Below are 19049 nucleotides of genomic sequence, written 5' to 3'. Positions count from 1 at the left end.
CGCGAAGGAGACAGGCAGATGTCCGGCCACTCTAAATGGGCCACGACGAAGCACAAGAAGGCCGTGATCGACGCCAAACGCGGCAAGCTCTTCGCGAAGCTGATCAAGAACATCGAGGTCGCGGCGCGGATGGGCGGCGTGGACGTCGAAGGCAACCCGACGCTCTACGACGCCGTCCAGAAGGCCAAGAAGCAGTCGGTGCCCAACAAGAACATCGACTCCGCGATCAAGCGCGGCGGCGGTCTCGAGGCCGGTGGCGCCGACTACGAGACGATCATGTACGAGGGCTACGGTCCGAACGGCGTCGCGGTCCTCATCGAGTGCCTCACCGACAACCGCAACCGCGCCGCGTCCGACGTGCGGGTCGCCATGACCCGCAACGGCGGCTCCATGGCCGACCCCGGCTCGGTGTCGTACATGTTCAGCCGCAAGGGCGTCGTCATCGTCCCCAAGGGGGAGCTGACCGAGGACGACGTCCTGGGCGCCGTCCTGGACGCGGGCGCCGAGGAGGTCAACGACCTCGGTGAGTCGTTCGAGGTCGTCAGCGAGGCCACCGACCTGGTCGCGGTCCGCACCGCCCTCCAGGAGAACGGCATCGACTACGACTCCGCGGAGTCGAGCTTCGTCCCCTCCGTCCAGGTCGAGCTGGAGGAGGAGGGCGCCAGGAAGATCTTCAAGCTGATCGACGCGCTCGAGGACAGCGACGACGTGCAGAACGTCTTCGCCAACTTCGACGTCAGCGACGAGGTCATGGAGAAGGTCGACGCGTAATGCCACCGCGCGGCGCACGCCGTACGGGAGCCACGGATCGAACGGGCCGACGGGACGCACCCGCCGGCCCGTCGTCGTGCCGGGCGCCGGTGCCCGCGGCCGGCCCGCCCGGCCCCGTGTGCCGGGCATTGTCGGTGGCACCGGATAGCCTGCACAAACAGGTGAGCGAACGGGAGGGGGCGGGGGTGCTGGTACTCGGGGTGGACCCCGGTCTGACCCGCTGCGGTGTCGGTGTCGTCGAGGGTGTCGCCGGGCGGCCTCTGACCCTGCGCGGTGTCGGTGTCGTACGGACCCCCGTCGACGCGGAGCTGGGCGACCGTCTGGTCGCCGTCGAGGCCGGCATCGAGCGGTGGCTCGACGAGTACCGGCCCGAGGTCGTCGCCGTGGAGCGGGTGTTCAGCCAGCACAACGTGCGCACCGTGATGGGCACCGCCCAGGCCAGCGCCGTCGCCATGCTGTGCGCCGCCCGCCGCGGCATCCCCGTCGCCCTGCACACGCCCAGCGAGGTCAAGGCCGCCGTCACCGGCACCGGACGCGCGGACAAGGCACAGGTCGGCGCCATGGTCACCCGGCTGCTGCGGCTCGACGCGCCCCCGAAGCCCGCCGACGCCGCCGACGCCCTCGCGCTCGCCATCTGCCACATCTGGCGCGCCCCCGCCCAGAACCGGCTCCAGCAGGCCGTCGCCCTGCACACCGCCTCCCGCACCCCGGCGCGCCCCGCCCCCGGCACCGCCGGCCGCACCGCCACCGCACCGAAAGGCCGTACGTCATGATCGCCTTCGTCAGCGGCACGGTCGCCGCCCTCGCCCCCGACACCGCGGTCGTCGAGGTGGGCGGCGTCGGCATGGCCGTCCAGTGCACGCCCGGCACGCTCGCCACGCTGCGGGTCGGCCAGCACGCCAAGCTCGCCACCTCGCTCGTCGTACGTGAGGACTCGCTGACCCTCTACGGTTTCGCGGACGACGACGAGCGCCAGGTCTTCGTCCTGCTGCAGACCGCCAGCGGTGTCGGCCCCCGACTCGCCCAGGCCATGCTCGCCGTGCACAGCCCGGACGCGCTGCGCAGGGCGATCGCCACCGGCGACGAGAAGGCGCTGACGGCGGTCCCCGGCATCGGCAAGAGGGGCGCCCAGAAACTCCTGCTGGAGCTGAAGGACCGCCTCGGCGAGCCCGTCGGCGCCCCCGCCGCCGCGACCGGAGCGGCCACCGGCTGGCGCGACCAGCTGCACGCCGCCCTGGTCGGCCTGGGGTACGCCGCACGCGAGGCCGAGGAGGCCGTCGCCGCCGTGGCCCCGCAGGCCGAGGCCGCCGCCGGCGCCCCCCAGGTGGGTGCCCTCCTGAGAGCCGCCCTCCAGACCCTGAACCGCGCCCGCTGACCCCCGGACGCCCGGCCGGCCCGCCGGGCGCGCCACCCCGAGGAGAACCGCAGTGAACTGGGACGACACGACCGACACCGCCGCCGGCGAGGAGCGGCTCGTCGGTGCGCCCGCCGACGGCGAGGAGCGGCTCGTCGGTGCGTCCGCCGACGGCGAGGACCAGGCCGTCGAGGCCGCCCTGCGCCCCAAGGACCTCGACGAGTTCATCGGCCAGGAGAAGGTCCGCGAACAGCTCGACCTCGTCCTGCGCGCCGCCCGCGCCCGGGGCGCCACCGCCGACCACGTCCTCCTGTCCGGCGCCCCGGGACTCGGCAAGACCACCCTCTCCATGATCATCGCAGCCGAGATGGGCGCCCCCATCCGCATCACCAGCGGCCCCGCCATCCAGCACGCGGGCGACCTCGCCGCGATCCTCTCCTCGCTGCAGGAGGGCGAGGTCCTCTTCCTCGACGAGATCCACCGCATGTCCCGGCCCGCCGAGGAGATGCTCTACATGGCGATGGAGGACTTCCGCGTCGACGTCATCGTCGGCAAGGGACCCGGCGCCACCGCGATCCCCCTCGAACTGCCGCCGTTCACCCTGGTCGGCGCCACCACCCGCGCGGGCCTGCTGCCGCCGCCGCTGCGCGACCGCTTCGGCTTCACCGCCCACATGGAGTTCTACGAACCGACCGAGCTCGAGCGTGTCGTGCACCGCTCGGCCGGACTGCTCGACGTGGAGATCGACCCCGACGGCGCCGCCGAGATCGCCGGGCGCTCCCGCGGCACGCCCCGCATCGCCAACCGGCTGCTGCGCCGGGTGCGCGACTACGCGCAGGTCAAGGCGGACGGACTGATCACCCGCGACATCGCCGCGGCCGCCCTCAAGGTCTACGAGGTCGACGCCCGCGGCCTCGACCGGCTCGACCGCGCCGTACTGCAGGCCCTGCTCAAGCTGTTCGGCGGCGGACCCGTCGGCCTGTCCACGCTCGCCGTCGCGGTGGGGGAGGAGCGGGAGACCGTGGAAGAGGTGGCCGAGCCCTTCCTCGTACGCGAGGGACTGCTCGCCCGCACCCCCCGCGGCCGGATCGCCACCCCGGCCGCATGGGCACATCTCGGCCTCGCCCCGCCGCACGCGTCAACCCCGGGAAACGGACAACAGGACCTGTTCGGGGCGTGACGGCCCCGGCATTCGCCTCAGCAGGAACCCAGGTGGGATGCTGAGCGTTGTTCCCTGCGCGCGGACTCGCTTAGACTCCGCCGATGCCGCCTTCGCGGGCAGCACCGACCACCCCCATAACCCAGGCCGTGACCCCCGCGGTCGTGCGAAGGAAATCCCGTCCCGTGAATATCGTCACCCTCCTTCCGTTCATCGTGCTCATCGGTGCCATGGTCCTGATGACCCGGTCGGCCAAGAAGAAGCAGCAGCAGGCCACCAACATGCGGGAGCAGCTGCAGCCCGGCAGCGGTGTCCGCACCATCGGGGGCATGTACGCGACGGTCAAGGAGGTCAACGAGGAGACCATCCTCCTCGACGCCGGTCCGGGGGTGGAACTGCTCTTCGCGAAGAACGCGATCGGTGCCGTACTGACCGACGACGAGTACAACCGCATCGTGCACGGCATCGAGCACGACCTGAAGTCCGACGCCGACGTCGTTCCCGACGACGCCTCCTCCCTCACCGAGACCGACGAGTCCTCCGACGACGCTGCCGCCGCTCCCGCCGACAAGGCCGTCGACCTCGGCAAGAAGGACACGGCCGAGGAGCCGTCCGACGCCGCCGTGACCGCCGAGGGCGCCGAGCCCACCGACGCGAAGCCGGACGACGAGCCGAAGAAGACCGACGGGGAGTCCGGCGCGAAGTAGCCGCCTGCCGGGGCGCCGGGCCGCCGCGCCCGAGCACCCCGTCAGGTGCTGATCTCGCACGGCATCCCGACACCAGTCATGGCCGCCCGCACGCCCACGGGAGCGCGAGGCGGCCCGAGAGGGAGTACGAGAAGGTGGCAGCACCTAAGAAGGGCCGGAGCGCGAGTGCCCAGAGCAAGCCGGGGCGCTCACTGGCCCTCATCCTGATCGCCATCGTGGCGCTCACCGGAGGCATGTTCGCCTCCGGACACAAGACTCCGCGCCTCGGCATCGACCTGGCCGGCGGTACGAGCATCACGCTGCGGGCGGTCCCCGAGGCGGGCCAGGAGTCCGCGATCAACAAGACCAACATGAACACCGCGGTCGACATCATGGAACGCCGCGTCAACGGTCTTGGTGTGTCGGAGGCCGAGGTACAGACCCAGGGCGACCGGAACATCATCGTCAACATTCCCAAGGGCACGAACTCCAAGTCCGCCCGGGAACAGGTCGGCACCACCGCCAAGCTGTACTTCCGCCCCGTCCTGGCCACCGAGGTGTCCGGCAGCGCCGCGACGGCCAGCCCGTCGCCGAGCGCGTCCTCCTCGGCCAAGGCGGGCGACAAGGCGACCGGCACGTCCTCCTCGTCCCCGTCGGCCTCCTCCAGCCCGTCGGCGAGCGCCACCACCCAGGGCCGCTCCGTCACCGACGCGCTGAAGGCCGACGCGACGCCCTCCGGTTCGGCGTCCGCCTCCTCCTCGGCCTCAGCCAAGGCCTCCTCCAGCGCCTCCCCGTCGGCGAGCAGCAGCTCCTCGGCGAGCGCCGCCGCGGCCGCGCTCGAGGCCCAGTACACGGCACTGGACTGCAGCAAGGCCTCCGCCCGCGCCACCGCCGGCAAGACGGCCAAGCCCACCGACTCCACGGTCGCCTGCGGCAAGAACTCGCAGGGCGCCTGGCAGAAGTACGTCCTCGGCCCCGCCGCGGTCGACGGCACCGACGTCAAGAAGTCGCAGGCCGTCTTCAACACGCAGACCGCCGCCGGCTGGACCGTCACCATGGACTTCACCGGCAAGGGCAGCAAGAAGTTCGCCGACATCACCGGCAAGCTCGCGCAGAACCAGTCCCCGCAGAACCAGTTCGCGATCGTCCTGGACGGCGAGGTCGTCTCCGACCCGTACGTCAGCCAGGCGCTCACCGGTGGCAGCGCGGAGATCTCCGGCAGCTTCGACCAGACGGAGGCGCAGAGCCTCGCCAACATGCTGTCCTACGGCGCCCTGCCGCTGACCTTCAAGGAGGACAGCGTCACCACGGTGACCGCCGCGCTCGGCGGTGAGCAGCTGAAGGCCGGCCTCATCGCCGGAGCCATCGGTCTCGCCCTGGTCGTCATCTACCTGCTGCTCTTCTACCGCGGCCTGTCCGTCATCGCCATCCCGTCGCTGCTGGTCTCCGCGATCCTCACCTACGTGATCATGGCGCTGCTCGGCCCGACCATCGGCTTCGCGCTCAACCTGCCGGCCGTCTGCGGCGCCATCGTCGCCATCGGCATCACCGCGGACTCGTTCATCGTGTTCTTCGAGCGCATCCGGGACGAGATCCGTGAGGGCCGCTCGCTGCGCCCCGCCGTCGAGCGGGCCTGGCCGCGTGCCCGGCGCACCATCCTGGTCTCCGACTTCGTGTCGTTCCTCGCCGCGGCGGTCCTCTTCATCGTCACGGTCGGCAAGGTCCAGGGCTTCGCCTTCACCCTCGGTCTGACCACCGTGCTCGACGTGGTCGTGGTGTTCCTCTTCACCAAGCCGCTGATGACGATCCTCGCGCGCCGCAAGTTCTTCGCGAACGGTCACAAGTGGTCCGGTCTCGACCCGAAGGCTCTGGGTGCCAAGCCGCCGCTGCGCTCCACCCGCCGTCCCACCCGTCCTGCCGGCCCCGTCGACCCGAAGGAGGCGTGAGATGTCGAAGCTCGGCAGCCTCGGCGCCCGACTCCACCACGGTGAGGTCGCCTACGACTTCATCGGCCACCGCAAGCTCTGGTACGGCGTCTCCCTCCTCATCACCATCACGGCCATCCTCGGCCTGACGGTGCGCGGCCTGAACATGGGCATCGAGTTCCAGGGCGGGGCGGTCTTCACCACGCCGAAGCACATGAGCGCCTCGGTGACCCAGGCGGAGAACTTCGCGACGGAGGCGTCCGGGCACGACGCCATCGTCCAGAAGCTCGGTGACGGCAGCCTGCGCATCCAGATCTCCGGCATCGACACCGACAAGTCCGACGCCATCAAGGACACGCTGGCCAAGGACCTCAAGGTCAACACCGAGAAGATCAACGCCGACCTGGTCGGCCCCAGCTGGGGCGAGCAGATCGCCAACAAGGCCTGGCAGGGCCTGGCGATCTTCATGGTCCTCGTCGTGATCTACCTGGCGATCGCCTTCGAATGGCGGATGGCCCTGGCCGCGCTCGTCGCCCTGATCCACGACCTCACGATCACCACCGGCATCTACGCCCTCGTCGGCTTCGAGGTCACGCCGGGCACCGTGATCGGTCTGCTGACGATCCTCGGTTACTCGCTCTACGACACGGTCGTCGTCTTCGACAGCCTCAAGGAGCAGACCCGGGACATCACCAAGCAGACCCGCTGGACCTACAGCGAGATCGCCAACCGCTCCATCAACGGCACGCTGATGCGGTCCATCAACACCACCGCGGTCGCCCTGCTGCCGGTCGCCGCCCTGCTGTTCATCGGCGGCGGCTTCCTCGGCGCGGGCATGCTCAACGACATCTCCCTGTCGCTGTTCGTCGGTCTCGCGGCCGGTGCCTACTCGTCGATCTTCATCGCCACCCCGCTCGTCGCCGACCTCAAGGAGCGCGAGCCGGAGATGAGGGCGCTCAGGAAGCGGGTGCTCGCCAAGCGCGCCCAGGCCGCCGCCGAGGAGGAGACGGCCGGGGTCCGGGCAGCCTCCGCGCCGCTCGACCCCGACTCCGGCCTCGACGAGGAGGACGCCGCCCACGCCGTCGTGGGCCCGCGTCATCAGCCCGCCTCCCGCGGCCGTGGCGGCCGCGGCCGATCCTCCGGGAAGCGCCGATGACCGGTATCGAAGAACTGCTTCTCAGCCGTATCCGCGATGTCGCGGACTACCCCGAGCCCGGGGTGATGTTCAAGGACATCACCCCGCTGCTCGCGGACCCGGCGGCGTTCAGCGCGCTCACCGGCGCGCTCGCCGAGATCGCCGTCCGGCAGGGCGCCACCAAGGTCGTCGGCCTGGAGGCCCGCGGCTTCATCCTCGGCGCCCCGGTCGCCGTCCGCGCGGGGCTCGGCTTCATCCCCGTGCGCAAGGCGGGCAAGCTCCCCGGAGCCACCCTCGGCCAGGCGTACGACCTGGAGTACGGCTCCGCCGAGATCGAGGTGCACGCCGAGGACCTGAGCACGGGCGACCGTGTCCTGGTCGTCGACGACGTCCTCGCCACCGGTGGCACCGCCGAGGCCTCCGTCCAGCTCATCCGCCGCGCGGGCGCCGAGGTGGCGGGCGTGGCGGTCCTGATGGAACTCGGCTTCCTCGGCGGCCGGGCCCGCCTGGAACCGTCCCTGGCGGGCGCCCCCCTGGAGTCCCTCCTGAAGATCTGACCCCGAACCCCCGCGCCCGGCACGCCTTCCGTGTGCCGGGCGCGGTCGTGTGCCCACGACTCCGGTCCCCTGACCCGGGCGGGCCCCCGCCGCATGCCCCGGGCGCCGCGTGCTCCCCGGCGCACCGCCGCGACCCCCGGCGCACCGCCCCCGCGAGGGGGTCCGGGGGCGGAGCCCCCGGGGTCGGGAACGGGAAGGGGCGGCGGGGGCGAACACCCTCTCCGCCCCCCTCCCCGCGCGGCGGTCACCCCGACCTCGCGGGAGCGACCTCGCGGGAGCGACCCTGGAAGTACCCGCAGGCCCCCACGTTTCCCCGCCGCACGGCCTGCTCCGCAGCGGTCTGAAGGCGATGCCCGGGCCAGGCATCGCTACCATGGGGTTTCCGGAGCCTGACCGGGGACCCGGATCGCGCACGAGGAGTCCTCTTGCCAGACGAGGCCCAGCATCTGACCGCCGCCAAGCCCGAGTCGCCCTCGGCGCAGGCGGCGCAGGCGGCAGAGCCCGCGCAGCCCGCGAAGCACGACGCCCGTGGGACGGCCGAGCACGCCCAGGCCGCGCCCGCCGAGACGGCCGCCGAGCAGCCGCGGCCCAAGCCGTCCCCCGCTCCCGAATCCGCCCGGGCGGAGGGAACCACCGGAACCCCGGCGGCTCGGAACCGCCCCGCCCCGGCGGCCCGCCCGGCCGCGGGGCAGCCCGCCCGTGCCGGCTCCTCCAACCGTGTCCGCGCCCGCCTGGCCCGCCTCGGCGTCCAGCGTGCCAACCCCTACAACCCGGTCCTGGAGCCGCTGCTGCGGATAGTGCGCAGCAACGACCCGAAGATCGAGACCCAGACGCTGCGCCAGATCGAGAGCGCCTACCAGGTCGCCGAGCGCTGGCACCGCGGTCAGAAGCGCAAGAGCGGCGACCCGTACATCACCCATCCGCTCGCCGTCACCACGATCCTCGCCGAGCTGGGCATGGACCCGGCCACCCTGATGGCGGGCCTCCTGCACGACACCGTCGAGGACACCGAGTACGGCCTCGACGACCTGCGCCGCGACTTCGGCGACGTCGTGGCCCTGCTGGTCGACGGCGTGACCAAGCTGGACAAGGTCAAGTTCGGCGAGGCCGCGCAGGCGGAGACCGTGCGCAAGATGGTCGTGGCGATGGCCAAGGACCCGCGTGTCCTGGTCATCAAGCTCGCCGACCGGCTGCACAACATGCGCACCATGCGCTACCTCAAGCGCGAGAAGCAGGAGAAGAAGGCGCGCGAGACCCTGGAGATCTACGCGCCGCTCGCCCACCGCCTCGGCATGAACACCATCAAGTGGGAACTGGAGGACCTCGCCTTCGCGATCCTCTATCCCAAGATGTACGACGAGATCGTACGGCTGGTGGCCGAGCGGGCACCGAAGCGTGACGAGTACCTGGCCATAGTGACCGACGAGGTCCAGGCCGACCTGCGGGCCGCCCGCATCAAGGCGACCGTCACCGGCCGCCCCAAGCACTACTACAGCGTCTACCAGAAGATGATCGTCCGCGGCCGGGACTTCGCGGAGATCTACGACCTGGTGGGCATCCGCGTCCTCGTCGACACCGTCCGCGACTGCTACGCCGCCCTCGGCACCGTGCACGCGCGATGGAACCCGGTCCCCGGCCGGTTCAAGGACTACATCGCGATGCCCAAGTTCAACATGTACCAGTCGCTGCACACGACGGTCATCGGCCCCAACGGCAAGCCGGTCGAGCTCCAGATCCGCACGTTCGACATGCACCGCCGCGCCGAGTACGGCATCGCCGCGCACTGGAAGTACAAGCAGGACGCGGTGGCGGGCGCCTCCAAGGTGCGTACCGACGCCCCCCGGCCGGCCGGCCGGGCCGGCAAGGACGCGGCGTCCATCAACGACATGGCGTGGCTGCGGCAGCTGCTGGACTGGCAGAAGGAGACCGAGGACCCCGGCGAGTTCCTGGAGTCCCTCCGCTTCGACCTGTCCCGCAACGAGGTCTTCGTCTTCACCCCCAAGGGTGATGTGATCGCGCTCCCGGCCGGTGCCACGCCGGTCGACTTCGCGTACGCCGTCCACACGGAGGTCGGCCACCGCACGATAGGAGCACGGGTCAACGGCAGGCTCGTACCGCTCGAGTCGACCCTCGACAACGGCGACCTGGTGGAGGTCTTCACCTCCAAGGCGGCGGGGGCGGGCCCCTCCCGGGACTGGCTCGGCTTCGTCAAGTCGCCGCGCGCCCGCAACAAGATCCGCGGCTGGTTCTCCAAGGAGCGCCGCGACGAGGCGATCGAGCAGGGCAAGGACGCCATCGCGCGCGCGATGCGCAAGCAGAACCTCCCGATCCAGCGCATCCTCACCGGCGACTCCCTGGTCACCCTGGCGCACGAGATGCGCTACCCGGACATCTCCTCCCTGTACGCGGCGATCGGCGAGGGCCATGTGGCCGCGCAGAACGTCGTGCAGAAGCTGGTACAGGCCCTCGGCGGCGAGGAGGCGGCCAGTGAGGAGATCGACGAGACGGTCCCGCCGTCCCGCACCCGCGGCCGCAAGCGGCGCAGCCAGGACCCGGGCGTGGTGGTCAAGGGCGTCGACGACGTGTGGGTCAAGCTGGCCCGCTGCTGCACACCCGTCCCCGGCGATCCGATCATCGGATTCGTCACCCGCGGTAGTGGCGTATCGGTTCACCGCAGCGACTGCGTCAACGTGGACTCGCTCTCCCGTGAACCCGAGCGGATCCTCGAGGTGGAGTGGGCGCCCACCCAGTCGTCGGTCTTCCTGGTCGCCATCCAGGTGGAGGCCCTCGACCGCTCCAGGCTGCTGTCCGACGTCACCCGCGTGCTGTCCGACCAGCACGTCAACATCCTCTCGGCGGCCGTCCAGACCTCCCGTGACCGTGTCGCCACCTCCCGCTTCACCTTCGAGATGGGCGACCCCAAGCACCTCGGGCACGTCCTGAAGGCCGTACGGGGCGTGGAGGGCGTCTACGACGTCTACCGGGTCACCTCGGCCCGCCAGCGCTGAACACCGCCCCGTACAGCCCCGCCGTGCGGCGCCCCGCCGCGAGTCCAGGAACCGGCGCCGTGCCGGAGCCCGGCGTCCCGCCGCCACGTCAGAATCCGGCGTCCGCCGCGGCGCCGGGGCCCGGTGCCTCGCCGTGACGTCGGGGCCCGGCGTGCCGCCGTGATGTCGAGGCCCGGCGCCTCGCCGCCATGTCAGAGCCCGGCGCCTGGCCGTGACGCCGGAGCCTGGTGCCCCGGCCGCGACCCCAGAACCCGGTGCCCGGCCGCGTCATGTCAGGACCCGGTCTCCCGGCGGAACGGCGGTGCCCCTCCCGCCGTCATCGGGGGAGGGGCACCGCCGTTCCTGTGCTTGCCGGCGCTCCGGCGGGGGATCAGCCGCCGAACTCCTGCAGACCCTTCAGCGCCTGGTCCAGCAGCGCCTGACGGCCCTCGAGCTCCCTCTCGAGCTTGTCCGCCCGCGCCGTGTTGCCCTGCGCGCGCGCCTGCTCGATCTGGCCCCTCAGCTTGTCCACGGCCGCCTGCAGCTGACCGGTCAGACCCTCGGCACGCGCGCGCGCCTCCGGGTTCGTCCGGCGCCACTCGGTCTCCTCGGCCTCCTGCAGAGCCCGCTCGACCGTGTGCATACGGCCCTCCACCCGCGGCCTGGAGTCCCGCGGCACATGGCCGATGGCCTCCCAGCGCTCGTTGAGGGAGCGGAACGCCGCACGGGCCGCCTTCAGGTCCGAGACGGGCAGCAGACGCTCGGCCTCCTGCGCCAGCTCCTCCTTCAGCTTCAGGTTCTCCGTCTGCTCCGCGTCACGCTCCGCGAAGACCGAGCTGCGGGCGGCGAAGAACACGTCCTGCGCGCCGCGGAAGCGGTTCCACAGATCGTCCTCGTGCTCGCGCTGCGCGCGGCCCGCGGCCTTCCACTCCGCCATCAGCTCCCGGTAGCGGGCCGCGGTGACCCCCCAGTCCGTCGAGCCCGACAGCGACTCGGCCTCGGCGACCAGCCGCTCCTTGACCCGGCGGGCGTCCTCGCGCTGCGCGTCCAGCTGCGCGAAGTGCGCCTTGCGGCGCTTGGAGAACGCCGACCGCGCGTGCGAGAAGCGGTGCCACAGCTCGTCGTCCGACTTGCGGTCGAGCCGCGGCAGCCCCTTCCAGGTGTCCACCAGCGACCGCAGCCGCTCACCGGCGGCCCGCCACTGATCGGACCGGGCCAGCTCCTCCGCCTCGACGACCAGCGCCTCCTTGGCGTGCCGGGCCTCGTCGGACTGCTTGGCCCGCTGCTGCTTGCGCACCTCCCGGCGTTCCTCGACGGTCGCCACCAGCTTGTCCAGCCGGGCCCGCAACGCCTCCAGGTCACCCACCGCGTGGTGCGCGTCGATCTGCTCCCGCAGATGACCGATCGCCGCCTGGGCGTCCTTCGCCGACAGGTCGGTGGTCTGCACCCGCTTCTCAAGGAGGCCGATCTCCACGACCAGACCCTCGTACTTGCGCTCGAAATAGGCCAGGGCCTCGTCAGGGGAGCCGGCCTGCCAGGAACCGACGACCTGCTCACCGTCGGCCGTACGCACGTACACGGTCCCCGTCTCGTCGACGCGGCCCCACGGGTCGCTGCTCACAGCGCCTCCTCCACATGATGCCTGCGGGAGGTTCGTTCGCCCCCGGGCATCGTCCACAGTTTCGTCACGGCCAACATAGGCGACCGGCGGCGTGCCTGTCCGCATCCCGCGCGACCGAAATTGCCCTGTCCGCAGCCTCACACATCACGATTTCGTGACCGTGGCCTTGTTGATCACGACCGTCGCGTTCGGAGCGCCGTCACCCTGCCCGGTGCTCTCGCCCGCCGCGGCGATCTTCTTCAGCACCTTCATGCCGGACGTGGAGATGGTGCCGAAGGGGGTGTAGCTCGGCGGCAGCTGGCTGTCCTGGTAGACCAGGAAGAACTGGCTGCCCCCGGTGTGCTTCTGCCCGGTGTTCGCCATCGCGACCGTACCCGCCGGGTAGATGTTGTTCTTGAGCGTCTTGTCCTTCAGGTTCTCGTCCGGAAGGGTGTAGCCCGGACCGCCGCTGCCGGCCGCCGTCGGGTCACCGCACTGCAGCACGTAGATGCCGCTGGTGGTGAGCCGGTGGCACTTGGTGTGGTCGAAGTAGCCCTTGCCCGCGAGGAAGTCGAACGAGTTCACGGTGTGCGGGGCCGCCGACGTCTTCAGCGCGATGCCGATGTCACCGCACGTCGTCGCCAGCTTCATCGTGTAGTCCGCCGACGTGTCGATCGTGACCGCCGGCTCCTTCTTCCAGCTCAGCTTCTTGACCGACCCCGCGGCGGCCTTCTCACAGGGGTCCGGCGCCTTGCTGGCGGCCGAGGCGCTCGGGGTGACGTCCGCGCTCGCGTTCGCCTTGTCGTCGTTCTTCATGACCCCGGACGTGTAGAGCGCGACGCTGCCGATGACGACCACCGCGAGCCCCGAGGCGATCACCGAGTTGCGCAACTTCGCCTTGCGCCGTGCGTCGGTGCGCCGCTGCTGCTGCCGCAAGAACTTCTCCCGGGCGAGCTGACGCCGCCGCTGCTCCTGGCTGACCACCGGGTGCTCTCCTCAACTTCTCGTGTGCCGACCGGTACGGATGCGGCCTGTGCGCCGACCGCTGCATGTAGCCCCGTACCGTATATGGGTTCGCTGAGGAATCGGCAGCGCCGGTAGGCTCTGGACACGGCCGCAGCGGTCGTGAGACCCGCCCGTACCGACACAACGAAGGACGATCGTGCTCATTGCCGGGTTCCCCGCAGGCGCCTGGGGGACGAACTGTTACCTCGTCGCCCCCGCCGCGGGTGAGGAGTGCGTCATCATCGACCCGGGCCACCAGGCCGCGCAGGGAGTCGAGGACGCGGTCAGGAAACACCGGCTCAAGCCCGTCGCCGTCGTCCTCACCCACGGCCACATCGACCACGTGGCCTCGGTCGTCCCGGTCTGCGGCGCGCACGACGTCCCGGCGTGGATCCACCCCGCCGACCGCTACATGATGAGCGACCCGGAGAAGGGCCTCGGCCGCGCCATCGGCATGCCGCTCATGGGCGAGCTGGCCGTGGGGGAGCCCTCCGACGTCAAGGAGCTGACCGACGGGGCCACGCTGCCGCTGGCCGGTCTGGAGTTCACCGTCGCGCATGCGCCCGGCCATACCAAGGGGTCGGTGACCTTCGGCATGCCCGAGGCGGCGGACGTCCCGCCCGTGCTGTTCTCGGGCGACCTGCTGTTCGCCGGCTCCATCGGACGCACCGACCTGCCCGGCGGCGACATGGCCGAGCTGCTCGAGTCGCTGGCCCGCGTGTGCCTGCCGCTCGACGACTCGACCGTGGTGCTGTCCGGCCACGGCTCCCAGACGACCATCGGCCGTGAACGCGCCACCAACCCGTATCTGCGGCAGGTGGCCGCCGGCGGCCAGGGAGCGGGACCCGCTCCCCGACGAGGAATGTGACGAGACCTTCCGTGAGCACCTTCAAGGCCCCCAAGGGCACCTACGACCTGATCCCGCCGGCCTCCGCGACGTACCTCGCCGTCCGCGAGGCCATCGCCGCCCCGCTGCGCACCTCCGGCTACGGCTACATCGAGACGCCCGGTTTCGAGAGCGTCGACCTCTTCTCCCGCGGTGTCGGCGAGTCGACCGACATCGTGACCAAGGAGATGTACACCTTCGAGACCAGGGGCGGCGACCGGCTCGCCCTGCGGCCCGAGGGCACCGCCTCCGTGCTGCGCGCGGCCCTGGAAGCCAATCTGCACAAGCTCGGCAACCTGCCGGTCAAGCTCTGGTACTCCGGCTCGTACTACCGCTACGAGCGCCCCCAGAAGGGCCGCTACCGTCACTTCTCCCAGGTGGGCGCCGAGGCGATCGGCGCCGAGGACCCGGCCCTGGACGCCGAGCTGATCATCCTGGCCGACCAGGCGTACCGCTCCCTGGGCCTCCGGCAGTTCCGCATCCTGCTCAACAGCCTCGGCGACCGGGAGTGCCGGCCGGTCTACCGTGCCGCCCTCCAGGACTTCCTGCGCGGTCTCGACCTCGACGAGGACACCCGCGCGCGCGTCGGCATCAACCCGCTGCGCGTCCTCGACGACAAGCGGGAGTCGGTCCAGAAGCAGCTCACGGGCGCGCCGCTGCTGCGCGACTACCTGTGCGACGCCTGCAAGGCGTACCACGAGGAGGTCCGCGAACTGATCACCGCGGCGGGCGTCGCCTTCGAGGACGACCCGAAGCTGGTGCGCGGCCTGGACTACTACACCCGCACCACCTTCGAGTTCGTCCACGGCGGCCTGGGTTCCCAGTCCGCGGTGGGCGGCGGCGGCCGCTACGACGGGCTCTCGGAGATGATCGGCGGCCCCGCGCTGCCGTCCGTCGGCTGGGCGCTCGGCGTCGACCGCACCGTCCTCGCCCTGGAGGCGGAGGGCATCGGACTCGCCCTCCCCGCCGCCACCAGCGTCTTCGCGGTGCCGCTCGGCGAGGAGGCCCGCCGGGTGCTGTTCACCAAGGTGACCGAGCTGCGCAAGGTCGGCATCGCCGCCGACTTCTCCTACGGCGCCAAGGGCCTCAAGGCGTCCATGAAGGCCGCCAACCGCTCCGGGGCCCGCTACACCCTCGTCCTGGGCGAACGCGACCTCGCCGAGGGCGTCGTCCAGCTCAAGGACATGGAGTCCGGCGAGCAGACGGCGGTCGGCGTCAACGAGATCGTGGCGGAGCTGGAGTCCCGGCTCGGCTGAGACCCGCGCACGAGGGCGCCGGACACCCCGCGGGGCGTGTCCGGCGCCCTCGCCGTCCCGGGGGCGACCGTCCACGCCGTCCCCGGCGGTGACCGCCCTCGCCTCCGACGGACGCTGCCTTCGCCGTCGGAGGACGGTTGTCTTCCCGCCACCGCAGGACCGTCCTCCCCGTCGTCCGTGGGACTGTCGTTGCCGTCCCCGCGGGACCGTCCTCCCCGTCGCCCGCAGGACCGTCATCCCGTCCCCGTGGTGACCGTCTGCGTCAACTTCGCGGACGGTGGTTCGTCCTGACGGAGGATCCCCGAAACGGGGCCCCGGGCGCGCGTGGCGGCCAACGTGCCGGACCCGCGCGGGACACGCACCCCCGCCCCGGCCGCCCTCGCCCCCTCCCCCCGTCACCCGCCCGCACCACCGCTGACCTGCGGATCACCCGGCCCGCCCCAGTCGAAGGCCCGCCGGCGACCCGCACCCCCCAGGCCCGCCGCCCTCCGCCCGGCCCCTGTCCGGAACAGGCCGCTCCGGCCCGCCGGGCCACGGGTTCCCACCCGCAGCGAACGGTGCGCTTACCCGCGTGTGCGGCACAATGACCGTGCCCGAAGTAATCCAACTCTCAACCGACGGAATCGGCGTGATGAGCGAGACGACAGTGAAAGACGCCTCCACCGACCCCGCCCCGGAGCGCGCCGGGCAGACGCCGCGCACGGTGGGCGGCAGCCGCGCCCTCGCCCTGCTCCTGGTGATCACCGGAGCGGCCGGGCTGCTGGCCGCCTGGGTCATCACGATCGACAAGTTCAAGATCCTCGAGGCCAAGGTCGCCGGGAAGACCTTCACCCCCGGATGCAGCCTCAACCCGGTCGTCTCCTGCGGCAACGTCATGCAGAGCAAGCAGGCGTCCGTCTTCGGCTTCCCCAACCCGATGCTCGGCCTGGTCGCCTACGGCATCGTGATCTGCGTCGGCGTGAGCCTGCTCGCCCGCGCCCGCTTCCCGCGCTGGTACTGGCTCACCTTCAACGCCGGCACCCTGTTCGGCGTGGCGTTCTGCACCTGGCTCCAGTTCCAGTCCCTGTACCGGATCAACGCGCTCTGCCTGTGGTGCTCGCTGGCCTGGGCCGCCACGATCATCATGTTCTGGTACGTCACGTCCTTCAACGTCCGTAACGCCCTCCTCCCCGCCCCCGGCTGGCTGAAGAGCTTCTTCGGCGAGTTCACCTGGGTGCTGCCCGTCCTGCACATCGGTGTGATCGGCATGCTGATCCTCACGCGCTGGTGGGACTTCTGGACCAGCTGAACCGGCCGGTCACCGGGCCGGAGGGGATTGCCGGCGGGGTGACTTAGGGTTTCAGCGTGGAACCCGACCTCTTCACCGCGGCGGCGGAAGAACGCCAGGAAAAAGAACCGTCAGCGAGCCCCCTCGCGGTGCGGATGCGTCCGCGCACGCTCGACGAGGTCATGGGACAGCAGCACCTTCTCAAGTCGGGCTCCCCGCTGCGCCGCCTGGTCGGCGAGGCCTCCGGCGGCCCCGCCGGACCCTCCTCGGTGATCCTCTGGGGCCCGCCCGGCACCGGCAAGACCACCCTCGCCTACGTCGTCTCCAAGGCGACCGACAAACGCTTCGTCGAACTGTCGGCGATCACCGCGGGCGTCAAGGAGGTCCGCGCGGTCATCGACGGCGCCCGCCGCGCCAGCGGCGGCTTCGGCAAGGAGACCGTCCTCTTCCTCGACGAGATCCACCGCTTCAGCAAGGCCCAGCAGGACTCCCTGCTGCCCGCCGTGGAGAACCGCTGGGTCACCCTGATCGCGGCCACCACCGAGAACCCGTACTTCTCGGTGATCTCCCCGCTGCTCTCCCGCTCCCTGCTGCTCACCCTCGAACCCCTCACCGACGACGACGTACGCGGCCTCCTGCGCCGCGCCGCCGCCGACGAACGCGGCCTGGGGGGCGCCGTCACCCTCCCCGAGGACACCGAGGACCATCTGCTGCGCATCGCCGGCGGTGACGCCCGCCGCGCCCTGACCGCCCTGGAGGCGGCGGCCGGTGCCGCCCTCGACCAGGGCGAGACGGCCGTCTCGCTCACCACCCTGGAGGAGACCGTCGACCGCGCGGCCGTGACGTACGACCGCGACGGCGACCAGCACTACGACGTCGCCAGCGCCCTCATCAAGTCCATCCGCGGCTCCGACGTGGACGCCGCGCTGCACTACCTGGCCCGCATGATCGAGGCTGGCGAGGACCCCCGCTTCATCGCCCGCCGCCTGATGATCTCCGCCAGCGAGGACATCGGCCTCGCCGACCCGAACGCCCTGCCGACCGCCGTCGCCGCCGCCCAGGCCGTCGCCATGATCGGCTTCCCGGAGGCCGCCCTCACCCTCAGCCACGTCACCATCGCCCTGGCCCTGGCCCCCAAGTCCAACGCCGCCACCACCGCGATAGGCGCCGCCCTGGAGGACGTGCGCAAGGGACTCGCCGGCCCCGTGCCCCCGCATCTGCGCGACGGCCACTACAAGGGAGCCGCCAAGCTGGGCCACGCCCAGGGCTACGTCTACCCGCACGACCGCCCCGAGGGCATCGCCCCCCAGCAGTACGCACCCGACGCCCTCAAGGACCGCGAGTACTACACCCCGACCCGCCACGGAGCCGAGGCGCGCTACGCGGACGCGGTGGAGTGGACCCGCAGACACCTCGGCCGCAAGCCCTCCTGAACACCCTGTAGACTTCGGCGGAGTGCTGCGTCCCGTGTCCGGACCCCGTAAGGGGCACCCGGCACCACCAGAACGGGACATCCAGCCGGAGACCCCGGTCCGCCGGGACCTCCAGGAGCGTCGCGCACCGTCGAACGGTGTCGCGGGCAGCCCACCACCACCCGGATTCCCGGGACCGGCCGGTGGGCCTCTCGCGTGCTGCACGTATGTGCCCAGACCAGGGGAGCGGCTGCCCACCAGGCCCACCGGTACCACGATCCACCGGTACCGCGCCCGGCGGGTTTCCCCGGCTGCGGACTGCGACCTCCCCTAACCCTGGTGAAGCCGTATCCGTACAGAAAATATGAGGTGTTTGGTTCATGGCGAACCAGTCCCGCCCCAAGGTCAAGAAGTCGCGTGCCCTCGGTATCGCGCTGACCCCGAAGGCCGTCAAGTACTTCGAGGCCCGCCCCTACCCGCCAGGTGAGCACGGCCGCGGCCGCAAGCAGAACTCGGACTACAAGGTCCGTCTGCTGGAGAAGCAGCGTCTGCGCGCGCAGTACGACATCTCCGAGCGCCAGCTGGTCCGTGCCTACGAGCGTGCCTCCAAGGTGCAGGGCAAGACCGGTGAGGCCCTGATCATCGACCTCGAGCGCCGTCTCGACGCGCTGGTCCTGCGTTCGGGCATCGCCCGCACGATCTACCAGGCCCGCCAGATGGTCGTCCACGGCCACATCGAGGTCAACGGCAAGAAGGTCGACAAGCCGTCGTACCAGGTCCGTGCCGACGACGTCGTCCAGGTGCGCGAGCGCAGCCGGGACAAGACGCTGTTCCAGATCTCCCGCGAGGGCGGCTTCGCCCCCGACGGCGAGACCCCGCGCTACCTGCAGGTGAACCTGCGCGCGCTGGCCTTCCGTCTGGACCGCGACCCGAACCGCAAGGAGATCCCGGTGATCTCCGAGACCGTCACCGGCCCGGGGGCGCCGAGGCCGCCGCACCGCCGGGCATCCGGCCGGTCGGACAGCCTCCCCAGGAGCCCGTACCCGACA

At 71.3% G+C, this 19049-nt stretch carries 15 protein-coding genes and 1 pseudogene; 14 read left to right on the top strand and 2 right to left on the bottom strand.

Translation table 11 applies throughout. The features are described 5' to 3' along the window. Positions 1 to 18: 18 nt before the first annotated feature. The 9 genes from ABZ862_RS22910 (at position 19) to ABZ862_RS22870 (ending at position 10595) form a co-directional block, all read left to right on the top strand. Positions 19 to 771 carry a YebC/PmpR family DNA-binding transcriptional regulator gene (locus tag ABZ862_RS22910; RefSeq protein WP_360960887.1) on the top strand — a complete coding sequence of 251 codons (753 nt, stop codon included), beginning with the start codon at positions 19 to 21 and terminating at the stop codon, positions 769 to 771. Between the two features lie 185 nt (positions 772 to 956). After that, positions 957 to 1544: a crossover junction endodeoxyribonuclease RuvC gene (ruvC, locus tag ABZ862_RS22905; RefSeq protein WP_360961166.1), complete on the top strand. Its 588-nt coding sequence runs from the start codon at positions 957 to 959 to the stop codon at positions 1542 to 1544. After that, a complete protein-coding gene (gene ruvA / locus ABZ862_RS22900; protein WP_360960885.1) occupies positions 1541 to 2146 on the top strand; it encodes a Holliday junction branch migration protein RuvA in 606 nt (201 codons plus the stop codon). Before ruvC ends, ruvA begins: the two co-directional genes overlap by 4 nt. 52 nt (positions 2147 to 2198) lie before the next feature. After that, positions 2199 to 3305, top strand: a complete 1107-nt coding sequence (gene ruvB / locus ABZ862_RS22895) for a Holliday junction branch migration DNA helicase RuvB (RefSeq protein WP_360960883.1) — start codon at positions 2199 to 2201, stop codon at positions 3303 to 3305. A 164-nt stretch (positions 3306 to 3469) separates the two neighbouring features. Then, on the top strand, positions 3470 to 3991 hold the full coding sequence (gene yajC / locus ABZ862_RS22890) for a preprotein translocase subunit YajC (protein WP_360960882.1): 522 nt from the start codon (positions 3470 to 3472) through the stop codon (positions 3989 to 3991). 134 nt (positions 3992 to 4125) lie between these two features. Continuing rightward, positions 4126 to 5916 (top strand): protein translocase subunit SecD, encoded by a 1791-nt coding sequence (gene secD, locus ABZ862_RS22885; protein ID WP_360960880.1) that lies wholly within the window; start codon positions 4126 to 4128, stop codon positions 5914 to 5916. A 1-nt stretch (position 5917) separates the two neighbouring features. Continuing rightward, entirely contained in the window at positions 5918 to 7051 is a 1134-nt protein-coding gene (gene secF, locus ABZ862_RS22880; protein WP_360960878.1) for a protein translocase subunit SecF, read from the top strand. Continuing rightward, a complete protein-coding gene (locus ABZ862_RS22875) occupies positions 7048 to 7587 on the top strand; it encodes an adenine phosphoribosyltransferase (RefSeq protein WP_360960876.1) in 540 nt (179 codons plus the stop codon). The genes secF and ABZ862_RS22875 overlap by 4 nt, the downstream gene beginning before the upstream one ends. Before the next feature lie 425 nt (positions 7588 to 8012). Further along, positions 8013 to 10595, top strand: coding sequence for a bifunctional (p)ppGpp synthetase/guanosine-3',5'-bis(diphosphate) 3'-pyrophosphohydrolase (locus tag ABZ862_RS22870; RefSeq protein ID WP_360960874.1), 2583 nt, complete (start codon positions 8013 to 8015; stop codon positions 10593 to 10595). 370 nt (positions 10596 to 10965) lie between these two features. Here the strand turns inward: ABZ862_RS22870 and ABZ862_RS22865 are convergent, their stop codons facing one another. Together ABZ862_RS22865 and ABZ862_RS22860 are read right to left on the bottom strand one after the other, a co-directional pair. Beyond that, on the bottom strand, positions 10966 to 12195 hold the full coding sequence (locus ABZ862_RS22865) for a DUF349 domain-containing protein (protein WP_360960872.1): 1230 nt from the start codon (positions 12193 to 12195) through the stop codon (positions 10966 to 10968). 144 nt (positions 12196 to 12339) lie between these two features. Further along, positions 12340 to 13158, bottom strand: coding sequence for a peptidylprolyl isomerase (locus ABZ862_RS22860; RefSeq protein WP_360960870.1), 819 nt, complete (start codon positions 13156 to 13158; stop codon positions 12340 to 12342). 178 nt (positions 13159 to 13336) lie between these two features. Between ABZ862_RS22860 and ABZ862_RS22855 the strand changes: the two genes are divergently transcribed. From ABZ862_RS22855 to rpsD, 5 genes and pseudogenes are all read left to right on the top strand, one after another. Further along, positions 13337 to 14047 (top strand): MBL fold metallo-hydrolase, encoded by a 711-nt coding sequence (locus tag ABZ862_RS22855; RefSeq protein WP_360960868.1) that lies wholly within the window; start codon positions 13337 to 13339, stop codon positions 14045 to 14047. Between the two features lie 11 nt (positions 14048 to 14058). Next, the gene (hisS, locus tag ABZ862_RS22850; protein ID WP_360960867.1) at positions 14059 to 15321 is read left to right on the top strand and encodes a histidine--tRNA ligase; all 1263 of its coding nucleotides are present in this window, start codon (positions 14059 to 14061) and stop codon (positions 15319 to 15321) included. 631 nt (positions 15322 to 15952) lie between these two features. Beyond that, the gene (locus ABZ862_RS22845) at positions 15953 to 16609 is read left to right on the top strand and encodes a vitamin K epoxide reductase family protein (RefSeq protein WP_360960865.1); all 657 of its coding nucleotides are present in this window, start codon (positions 15953 to 15955) and stop codon (positions 16607 to 16609) included. 56 nt (positions 16610 to 16665) lie between these two features. After that, positions 16666 to 18021 (top strand): replication-associated recombination protein A, encoded by a 1356-nt coding sequence (locus ABZ862_RS22840; RefSeq protein ID WP_360960863.1) that lies wholly within the window; start codon positions 16666 to 16668, stop codon positions 18019 to 18021. A 359-nt stretch (positions 18022 to 18380) separates the two neighbouring features. Beyond that, a pseudogene (rpsD, locus tag ABZ862_RS22835) lies at positions 18381 to 18956 on the top strand (30S ribosomal protein S4); the annotation flags it as partial. Positions 18957 to 19049: the final 93 nt, after the last annotated feature.

This window comes from Streptomyces sp. NPDC047000, from assembly GCF_040644295.1.
Lineage (GTDB): Bacteria > Actinomycetota > Actinomycetes > Streptomycetales > Streptomycetaceae > Streptomyces.
Note: the sequence above shows the minus strand (reverse complement) of the source record. Positions and strands in the feature narration are given on the sequence as shown.